Consider the following 10073-nt stretch of genomic DNA (forward strand, 5'->3'; position numbering starts at 1 on the left):
AAAATATTTTAAATATAAAAATTTCACCTACGCTATGAGCCTGTCCGGCCAGCGCAACGGCGCCGGGAAACAGAGGGCCAAGCGATGGCTGTCGAATGGGTAAGTGCTGCGGGAGCCGCAGTGGCCGGGCTGGCCGCCGCAAGTGCGGTGTTGTGGGCCTTCAGCGCCCGGATGACACGGCGCATTGAAGCGGCGGTGCCGATCAACGGGCGCTTCGTGGCGGTGGGCGGCGAGCGCTTTCTTTACTGCGAGGAGGGCAGTGGGCCGCCACTGGTGATGATTCACGGGCTGATGGGCAACAGTCGCAACCTGACCTATGCCTTGTCCGGCCAGTTGCGTGAGCGTTTTCGGGTGATCACGCTCGACCGTCCGGGTTCGGGCTATTCCACTCGGCGCGCGGGCACGGCCGCCGACCTAGCGGCTCAGGCTCGGCAAATTGCCGCGTTTATCAACGCGCTGGGCCTGGATAAACCGCTGGTGCTGGGCCATTCCCTCGGTGGCGCGCTGGCCTTGGCGCTGGCGCTTGACCATCCGCATGCCGTGGGTGGGTTGGTGCTGGTGGCGCCGCTGACCCACCCTCAACGCCGGTTGCCGCTGGTGTTTCTGGGCTTGGCGGTGCGCCCGGCGTGGTTGCGGCGCTGGCTGGCACACACGCTGGCGCTGCCCATTGGCCTGCTCACCCAAGCGTCGGTGGTCAAGGGTGTGTTCGCGCCCGATGCCGCGCCGGCAGACTTCGCCACACGCGGCGGCGGCTTGCTCGGCATGCGCCCCAACAACTTCTATGCAGCCTCAACCGAGATCAACCATGTCAACGCTCACCTGCCGCAGATGGTCGAGCGCTACCCGCAACTGACCCTGCCGATTGGTTTGATCTACGGCGCGCGCGACAAAGTGCTCGACTTCCAAAAGCACGGCCAGGCGCTGGCGAGCAAGGTGCCGGGCGTGAAGCTGCGGGTGGTTGAAGGGCGTGGCCATATGCTGCCGATCACTGCCACAGAACGCGTGGCGGCACTTGTGGATCAGGTTGCCAGGCGCGTGCGGCCGGTGCTTCAGGCACCTGATCAAACGGTCGAAAAAAAGACTGCCGAGTCACGTTTACACGCCGCAGAAAAATAGTTGACGACCTAACGATTCCGCGCTATTTATTTAAAAAAATATTTCAATGTAAAATTTGAAACAGTTTTTGAAATGCCGAAGAGCGAATAAAATAATGAAAAAAACGCCTTTTATCGCCTGCTCAACTGCACGCTACCGTCTTGTCCTGCCGACCCGCTGCGTACGGAGGCTGGCATGAATCAGACGCTGGCGACCGCGCACCGCTGGGCCGACGGCAAGCGCCATCTGTGGTGGCTGGGTATCCTGCCGCTGGCGACGCCCTTGTTGTCTGGCGCGCTGGCCATCAGCACCGGCATCCAGCCATTGTGGTGGGTCGGCGTGCTGGTGATCTTCGGTTTGATCCCGCTGATCGACGGCCTGCTCGGTGAAGACCGCAGCAACCCGCCCGAGTCCGCCGTCAGCCAGCTCGAATCACAACGCTACTACCGCTGGATCGTCTACACCGGCGTGCTGTTCGTGATCCTGTCAGTGGTGGTGACTGGCTGGCTGGCCGCTGGCGGTATCGACTGGATCATCAGCGGCGGCCTGCTGCGCGCCAGCGCAACGCTTGAACCGTCGAATTGGCTGGCGCAAATTGCTGCGGCTATTACCGCACGCACACAGGTGCACGGCGCAATCAGCGGCTTCACTTACCTCGGCATGGCGATGTCCACCGGGGCCGCCACGGGCATTGCCATCAACACCGCGCACGAGCTGGGGCACAAGCCCAAACCGCTGGAGGTATTCCTGGCCAAGGTCACTCTGGCGCCGACGTTTTACGGGCACTTCTACACCGAACACAACCGTGGCCACCACGTGCGCGTCGCCACCCCGGAAGACCCGGCCAGCTCGCGTTTGGGCGAAAGTTTTTGGGCGTTCCTGCCGCGCTCGGTGTGGTTCAGTGCGGTGTCGGCGTGCAACCTTGAGCGCGAACGCCTGCGCAAACTCGGCCTGCCGGCATTGCACTGGAAAAACGCGGTGCTCAGCGCGTGGCTGTACAGCGTGGTGTTGTGGGGCGCGATGATTGCGTGGCTGGGCACCGCGGTGATTCCGTTCTTGATTATCCAGGCGCTTTACGGTGTGTCACTGCTGGAAGTGGTGAATTACGTCGAACACTACGGCCTTAAACGGCAGAAGTTGCCCAACGGTCGTTATGAACGTTGCTCGCCTCTGCACTCGTGGAACAGCAACCGCATTGTCACCAATATCTTTCTGTTCCAATTGCAGCGGCATTCCGACCACCACGCGAACCCCACGCGCAGTTATCAGTCGTTACGCCACTTTGATGAGTCGCCGCAACTTCCGTTTGGTTACGCCAGCATGATTGTGTGGGCCTATGTGCCTTACTTGTGGCGCCGGCGCATGGACCACCGCGTGGTTAATCATTACGGCGGCGATATAACGTTGGCGCATATCCAGCCGTCACAACGTTTGAAGTACCTGGAGAAGTACAGCAACCGTGCCCAGCCGTTTTAAGCGTTGCCCCTATAAAAACAAGTTCCAGGGAAGGACGTCACTAGTATGCAAAGCCCTGCCATGTTCACCGCGCACATCGTGTTGGCCGCCTTCGGCCTGATGGTTTACCACTCGGCCCACGCCGCGCGTATCGAGCCCGCCGGCAGCGCCTTTACGGCGCAAGGGCCGATCAGCTTTTCCAAGGGCGCGCTGATCAGCGCCGACTGCACCCTCAAGCTGGCCGGCAAGGTGGCGGCCGACGGCGCATCGGTGAATGTCGAGCATGTTGAGTTCGACGGCGGCCTCAAGTGCAGCCGTGTCGAAGCGATTAACTTGCCGTGGGTGTTAGTCGCCAAGGATAAGCACAGCGGTGCCATGTCGAATATCAGCGTGGAGGTTCATGCGTTTGGTTTGGGCGGCCAGTGCGGCCCGTCGACGGCCGAGGGTACGTGGGATAACACCCGCGCAACGTTGCAGGCAACGAATGTACCGATTGGCAAAGACTGCATGATCAAGTCCGTCTCGATCAAGATGCCGGCGAACTTTAAAGTCCTCGATTAAACGCATCCGAAGAGTGTTGTAGCGGTAATTGAATTGAAATTTGGCTGGAAAGGGATGTTCTGCAGATTCACCGTGACCTCTCGTTCATGGCCATTACCCCTGGCGAAATGACTCGCCATAACCTGTGAGGAAAAAACAATGAAAAGCTTGAAAACCCTCGTTTGTGTCACCTCCTTTGCGCTGTGCGCTGGCGCGGCTTCCATGGCCAGTGCGGCGTCGGTGGCTCCGGAAGGGCCGTTCTCGACCAGCCCGGGCACCCTCGTGGTCAAGTCGCCTTCATCGTTCGGCGCAGCCGTGACCTGCGGCATCACGTTTACCGGCACCGTCAGCGGTGGTGTGGCGTCCATCAGCGGCGCTGCGCTGACCGGCGGCGGGCTGTGCGCCTTGCCGACGCTGACCAACCTGCCTTGGGTGTTGACGGCGGCCACCGGCACCACCGGCACCGTGACCAACGTCGGCTACAAAATCACCTCGGTTCCCGCCACCAACTGCGGCCCTACCACCATTGCCGTGGCGTGGGCGCCAGGCACCAAAACCCTGTCGGCAGCCAATCAGTCGTTGAGCGGCAACTGCAGCGTGGTGTCGCTGAGTGTGGTGGCCCCAACGCTGACGGTTAACCCGTAAGCGCGTAACGCCGTGAAGGGCTGATCACCCGTTGAAAGTCCGGTGCCTCACGTGGGGCATCGGCAGGGGTCGCAGGCGAATAATAATAAGGAGTACCGCATGAATAACAACAAACAACACGCGCACACGTTACTCGCACTGGCCCTGTTGGGCGGCTTGATCACCAGCGTGCCCGTGCAGGCGGGCGGGTTCTCCACGCCCACCTACGGCGCGCCGGGCTGGGGCCGTGCGTTTGGCGGCGGCTCGCTGTTCAAGAACGATCCGAGTGCCGCGTACAACAACCCGGCGGCGATGGCGTTTATCGATTCCAGCATCGCGCAGCAAACGGTCGACTATGCGCGCGTCAAGATCAAATACAGCGGCCAGGCGTATGACTATGCCGGCAACCCGGTGACCCATACGCCGGTGCTGGATGAGCTTGGCAATACCGGCGAGCCGGTGTTGAACAACAACAATGGCGGGCAAGGCGGCTTTACTGCGTGGCTGCCGACCGGTTTTCTGGTCATCCCCATGGGCGACCGTTTTGCCTTCGGCCTCAGCCAAGTGGTGCCGCAAGGCATGCGCACAACCTGGAATGAAAACTCGAAATTTCGTGACTTTGCCGTCGATACCAAAATCGAGACGGTTGGCCTCACCGGCTCGCTGTCGTTCAAGGTCAACGACCAGTTTTCTATCGGTGGTGGTGCCATTGTTCAGCGTAGCCAGGGCTTCGTCAGCCAGAACGTTGACCTGTTAGCCGCCGCTGCGGTATCCCCAGGCTTGGGCGGTTCGGCGTTTCCTTCCGGTGTGGGCGAGTCGTTGATCCGCGTGAAAGTCGATAATATTTCGGTGGGCTGGTTCGGCGGGGTGGTCTGGAAACCCACCGAAAAAGACACGTTGGGCGTGAACTATCACGCCAAAATCAAAAACAAGCTGACCGGCAAATACAACATCAGAACCGACGCGATCGGCAGGAATGCCACCACCGCGCCCATCGGGCCGAATGGCGAAACCCTGGTGGAGTTGGCGTACCCCGGCCTGAAGTTGTTTCCGGACGGCGCGCACGCGAGTACCCAACTGGATATTCCGGCCACCGCGTCGCTGGATTGGGTGCACCAGTTCAACGACCGTTGGACGCTGGGTGTGAGCGCCACCTGGACCGAATGGTCGTCGTTCCAGGACCTGACGCTGAAGTCGCAAGGCGAGACCATTGTGGCGATCCCCTACCACTACAAGAACGCGTGGATGACCTCCATCGGCGGCGACTACAAAGCCACCGACGCGCTGACATTGCGCGCCGGTGTTGCGCACGACCAAACGCCCACACGCAACTCGACGCGTGACCCACGAATCCCCGATGGCGACCGCTACTTCCTCGCCTTCGGTGCCGGTTACGCCATCAAGGCAGTGCCTGGGCTGTCGGTGGATGCGGCGTATTCGCACCAATTTGTCGAGAAGGTCAACCTCAAGACCCAGAACGTCGACCGCCTCGGCGCCGGCCAACTGGACGGCAAAGCGGAGTCGTCCGGCGACGTGGTCAGCGTGTCGGCCACCTACGCGTTCTGAGGCGGTTGCCGCGCCGCGCAGGGTTTGATTCATCGTTGGGCTAACGTTGAGGTGTGCCATGGTTATTTGGTTATTGGCGGGTAGCGCAGCCGCGATTGCGCTGGCGTATAGGCAAGCCACTGCAGCGCTTTGGGTGTGCGCCGGGCTGATTTGGCTGGCGGCAGGCTACGCCTTCAACGTGGTTGCTGCGCCGGGTATGGGCGTCGCGGCGCTTGTGGTGCTGCTGCCTGCGTTGCTGTTGGCGATCAAGCCGCTGCGCCGCGTGCTGTTGAGCCGCAAGGCGTTGGGCCTGTTTCGCGCGGTTATGCCGACGATGTCCGACACCGAGCGCGCCGCCATCGAGTCCGGCACCGTGTGGTGGGACGCCGAGTTGTTCAGCGGCACACCGAACTGGCAGCGCCTGCTGCACGCCGCGCCCGCCAGCCTCAGCGCCGAAGAGCAAGGCTTTCTCGACAATGAGGTCGAAACCCTCTGCGACCTTTCCAATGATTGGGAAACCACCCAAGTCTGGCAAGACATGTCCCCGCAAGCCTGGCAGTACACCAAGGACGCAGGCTTTCTCGGCATGATTATTCCCAAGCAATATGGCGGCAAGGGTTTCTCCCACTACGCGCATTCGCAAGTGGTGATGAAGCTGTCGACACGCTGCTCGGCGGCGGCGATTTCGGTGATGGTGCCCAACTCTTTAGGCCCGGCCGAATTGCTGCTGCATTACGGCACCGATGCCCAGCGCAACTACTACCTGCCGCGATTGGCGCGCGGTGAAGACCTCCCGTGCTTTGCGCTGACCAGCCCGTATGCCGGCTCCGATGCCGGTGCGATTCCAGACGTGGGCGTTATTTGCCAAGGCGTGCATGAGGGCGAGTCGGTACTGGGTTTCAAGCTGACGTGGGACAAGCGCTACATCACCCTTGGCCCGATTGCCACGGTGCTCGGCCTGGCGTTTCGCGCCGAAGACCCGCACGGTTTGCTCGGCCAGCCCGGATCGCTGGGCATCACCTGCGCGTTGATCCCGACGGCGCATCCCGGTGTCAACACGGGCCGTCGCCACTGGCCGCTGAACGCGGTGTTCCAGAACGGCCCGACCACCGGCAAAGACGTATTCATTCCGTTGGAATGGGTGATCGGCGGCCGCGAGCAAATTGGCAATGGCTGGCGCATGTTGATGGAATGCCTGGCGGCCGGGCGCGCGATTTCGTTGCCATCGGCCAACGTCGGCCTGGCTAAAATCGCCGTGCGCGGCACCACCGCCTATGCCGCGATGCGTAAACAATTCGGCCTGCCCATCGGCAAATTTGAAGGCGTGCAGGCGCCGTTGGCGCGCATGGCCGGGCATTTGTATGCGTGCGATGCGGTGCGCAAAGTCTCGGTGGCGTGTTTGGATGCCGGTGAAAAACCTTCGGTGATCTCGGCCATCGCCAAGTACCACGTCACCGAGCGCGCGCGGATGATCGTCAACGACGGCATGGACATCGTTGCGGGCAAAGGCATCTGCATGGGCCCGAATAACTTCCTCGCCCGCGCCTACCAGCAAAGCCCGATTGCGATCACGGTGGAGGGCGCGAACATCATGACCCGCTGCCTGATCATCTTTGGCCAAGGGCTGATTCGCTGCCATCCCTACGTGTTCCGCGAGATGGAAGCCGCGCGCGACCCGGATCGGCGCAAGGCCCTGCAAGCCTTCGACAGCGCACTGTTTGGCCACATCAGTTTTGTCATCGCCAACAGCGTGCGCGCAGCGGTACATGCGCTGACCGGCGGGCGCCTGCTGCGCGCACCGGCCAACACCGACCCGGCGCTGGCGACCTACTATCGCCAGGCCAATTGGCTGTCGGTGGTGCTGGCGTTGCTCTCGGATGTGTCCATGGGCGTGCTGGGCGGGGCGCTCAAGCGCAAGGAAAGCATCACCGGGCGCCTGGGCGATATTCTGTCGCAGTTGTACATCGTGTCCTGCGTGCTTAAACGCTTTGAGGACGACGGCCGACCGCAGGCAGACCTGCCGTTGGTGCACTGGTCGGCCCAGGACGCGTTGTTGCGTGCCCACGAGGCCTTGGCCGAAGTGCTCGACAATTACCCTTCAAAAGCCGCAGCGTTGGTGGTGCGCGGCTTGAGTTTTCCGTTCGGTATTGCCCTGCGCAAACCCTCGGACCGCTTGTTGGCTGAAGTGGCCGAAGGGGTGCAAACCCCGGGCGAAACCCGCGAGCGCTTGCTGGCTGATTCCTACCTGCCACGCGCAGAAATAGACAAGCTGGCTTACGGCGAATTGGGCTTTTGCCTGTTGCCGCACGTTGAGCGAATCGAGTTGCGGCTCAAGCCCGCCGTCAAGCAAGGCGTGATCGAACCGATGCCGATTTCCGCCACGGCCTTTGCCGGCTGGCGCACCAAGGCGCGGGCGCTGGCGCTGATCAGCGACGACGAAGACAGCGTGTTAAGCCGCTACGTGGAATACGCCGATTACGCCATACAGGTTGACGACTTCGCGCAGGACTTCGGCTTGCTTGAGGCCTTGCAACAGCGCCAGCAGGCGCTGGCCAAACCTGCCGCCAGGCACCGGGCCAGCGCAAGCGCAACGGCCTCCGTCAACCCATGATGGTTGCCACGCTCGGCGCCCGGCTGACACCAAGGAGACTGTGATGAACACGATCAGCCTGGAACGCAGCGAACGCATCTGGTTGAGCGCTTACCTGCCAGGCGTGCCGGCAGATATTGAGGCTGACATCGAGGCCTACGCCTCGCTGCGCGAGGTGTTCCTGGAACACCTGGATAAATTCCACGCGCGCGTGGCGTACGTTAGCATCGGCACCGAAATGAGCTACGCCGAGTGGAAGCTGCAAGGCATCGCCTTCGCTGCGTGGCTACAGAGCCAGGGCGTGAACAAGGGCGACCGCGTGGCACTGATGATGCCCAACTGCTTGCAATACCCGATCTGCCTGTTGGGCAGCATTTTGGCGGGTGCGGTGGTGGTCAACATCAACCCGCTGTACACCGCGCATGAACTCAAACACGTGCTCAAGGACAGCGGCGCCTGCACCTTGGTGATCTTCGAGAACTTCGCCCACACCCTCGAAAAAGTCATCGCCGGCAGCAGCGTCAAGCGTGTGGTGGTGGCGGCTATCGGTGATTTGCTTGGCACATTCAAGGGGCCGGCGCTGAATTTTGTGCTGCGCCGTGTGCAAAAGCAGGTGCCCGCCTTCAACCTGCCAGGCGCGCTGCGTTTTAACCACGTGCTGAAACACGGGCGGGCGCTCAACCTGCGCGCGGTAGCCCTGCACCGTGACGACTTGGCCTTTGTGCAATACACCGGCGGCACCACCGGCGATGCCAAGGGCGTGATGCTCAGCCACCGCAATATCATCGCCAACCTGTTGCAAGCCAAGGCGTGGGTGGGTGATCAGTTGGACCAGGAGCAGCAGCAAACCAACGTCACCTTGCTGCCGCTGTACCACATCTTTTCGCTGACGGTGAACTGCCTGATGTTCATGTGCCTGGGCGGGCGCAACATTCTGATCGCCAACCCGCGCGATGTAAAACGCGTGCAGATGATCCTGCGCAAAGAGCGCTTTAACGGGATTGCCGGGGTTAATACGCTGTTTAACGGTTTGCTCGAAAACCAGCAGTTTTGCGCGCGGGACTTCTCTGACCTGCGCATGGTCATCGCCGGCGGCATGGCCACGCACACCGCAGTGGCCAAGCGTTGGAAGCAGGTCACCGGGCTGCCGATCATTGAAGGTTACGGGCTGACCGAGTGCTCGCCGGTGGTGAGTATCAGCCCCATCGACATCGCCCGTATGCGTGAGATGGAATTTACCGGCAGCATCGGTGTGCCCTTGCCGTCGACGTGGGTGCGCTTTGTGCGCGAGGACGGCGAACTGGCCGAGATCGGTGAGCCGGGTGAACTGCAGGTGCGTGGGCCGCAGGTGATGCAGGGTTATTGGAACCGCCCGCAGGAAACCGCTGAAGTGTTGGACGGTGAGGGTTGGTTGGCGACCGGCGATATTGGTGTGATGGACGCGCGCGGGTATATCCGTTTGGTCGACCGTAAAAAGGACCTGATTCTGGTCTCGGGTTTTAATGTGTACCCCAATGAAATCGAAGACGTGGTGGCGCTGCACCCCGGCGTGGGCGAGGTGGCGGCCACTGGGGTGGACGACGGGGTGGCGGGGCAGCGGGTGAAAATTATTGTGGTGCTTAAGGATTTGGCTGTGACTGAGGAGCAGATTTTGGCGCACTGCCGGGAGTATTTGACCGGGTATAAAGTGCCCAGGTATGTGGAGTTTCGCGATACCGAGTTGCCCAAGACGACCGTGGGCAAGGTATTGCGGCGGGTGTTGCATACATAGCAGATCTGCTTTTTTTGCTTGTTGTGGGGGGGGGCTTGCTCCCGATAGCAGTTTTACAGTTGATACATGAGTTGACTGACACACCGCCATCGGGAGCAAGCCCCCTCCCACAGTTGACCGAGTTCGGCTTAGATTATCGTTCCCACGCTCTGCGTGGTAATGCCGCTCCGGACGCTCTGCGTCCCGCTTTTTCAGCCATAGAATCTCCCACATTTGACCGCATTCAGTGTGTGAGATTGGGTCGGCTTTCGGGCCGCCTGCTTTTGCTTTTGCTTTTGCTTTTGCTTTTGCTTTTGCTTTTGATCTGGAAGCGCCCCGTTAAACCACGATGGCCGAACGCAGATAGTACGGAGCGGGTAAACCGGCAGGACGCCGGTTTAGCCGCGGCCGGGGCGGGGCGCCCCCGCGCGGGGGGCCCCGCCGGGAAATAGGGGGGGGGGGGGGGCGCGGCCC

Annotated in this window: 7 protein-coding genes; all 7 read left to right on the forward strand. The window is 61.4% G+C overall.

Going from position 1 to position 10073, the window contains the following annotated elements; all coding sequences use genetic code 11:
* Positions 1–84 precede the first annotated feature (84 nt).
* The 7 genes from ACOZK9_RS14570 to ACOZK9_RS14600 all read left to right on the forward strand — a co-directional run bounded on the left by ACOZK9_RS14570 (position 85) and on the right by ACOZK9_RS14600 (position 9620).
* Positions 85–1116, forward strand: coding sequence for an alpha/beta fold hydrolase (locus ACOZK9_RS14570; protein WP_421556098.1), 1032 nt, complete (start codon positions 85–87; stop codon positions 1114–1116).
* A 174-nt stretch (positions 1117–1290) separates the two neighbouring features.
* Complete coding sequence (locus ACOZK9_RS14575; protein ID WP_421556099.1) at positions 1291–2571, forward strand: alkane 1-monooxygenase; 1281 nt, start codon at positions 1291–1293, stop codon at positions 2569–2571.
* A 45-nt stretch (positions 2572–2616) separates the two neighbouring features.
* Positions 2617–3111, forward strand: coding sequence for an alkane oxidation protein activator PraA (gene praA, locus ACOZK9_RS14580; RefSeq protein ID WP_058414032.1), 495 nt, complete (start codon positions 2617–2619; stop codon positions 3109–3111).
* Between the two features lie 138 nt (positions 3112–3249).
* Positions 3250–3735: an alkane oxidation protein activator PraB gene (gene praB / locus ACOZK9_RS14585; protein WP_058414031.1), complete on the forward strand. Its 486-nt coding sequence runs from the start codon at positions 3250–3252 to the stop codon at positions 3733–3735.
* Between the two features lie 99 nt (positions 3736–3834).
* Positions 3835–5280 carry an outer membrane protein transport protein gene (locus ACOZK9_RS14590; protein WP_152745964.1) on the forward strand — a complete coding sequence of 482 codons (1446 nt, stop codon included), beginning with the start codon at positions 3835–3837 and terminating at the stop codon, positions 5278–5280.
* Positions 5281–5338: 58 nt separating this feature from the next.
* Positions 5339–7870, forward strand: coding sequence for an acyl-CoA dehydrogenase (locus ACOZK9_RS14595; protein WP_421556100.1), 2532 nt, complete (start codon positions 5339–5341; stop codon positions 7868–7870).
* Positions 7871–7913: 43 nt separating this feature from the next.
* Positions 7914–9620, forward strand: a complete 1707-nt coding sequence (locus ACOZK9_RS14600) for an AMP-binding protein (RefSeq protein WP_421556101.1) — start codon at positions 7914–7916, stop codon at positions 9618–9620.
* Positions 9621–10073: the final 453 nt, after the last annotated feature.

Source organism: Pseudomonas kitaguniensis (assembly GCF_049199985.1).
Classification (GTDB): Bacteria; Pseudomonadota; Gammaproteobacteria; order Pseudomonadales; family Pseudomonadaceae; genus Aquipseudomonas; species Aquipseudomonas kitaguniensis.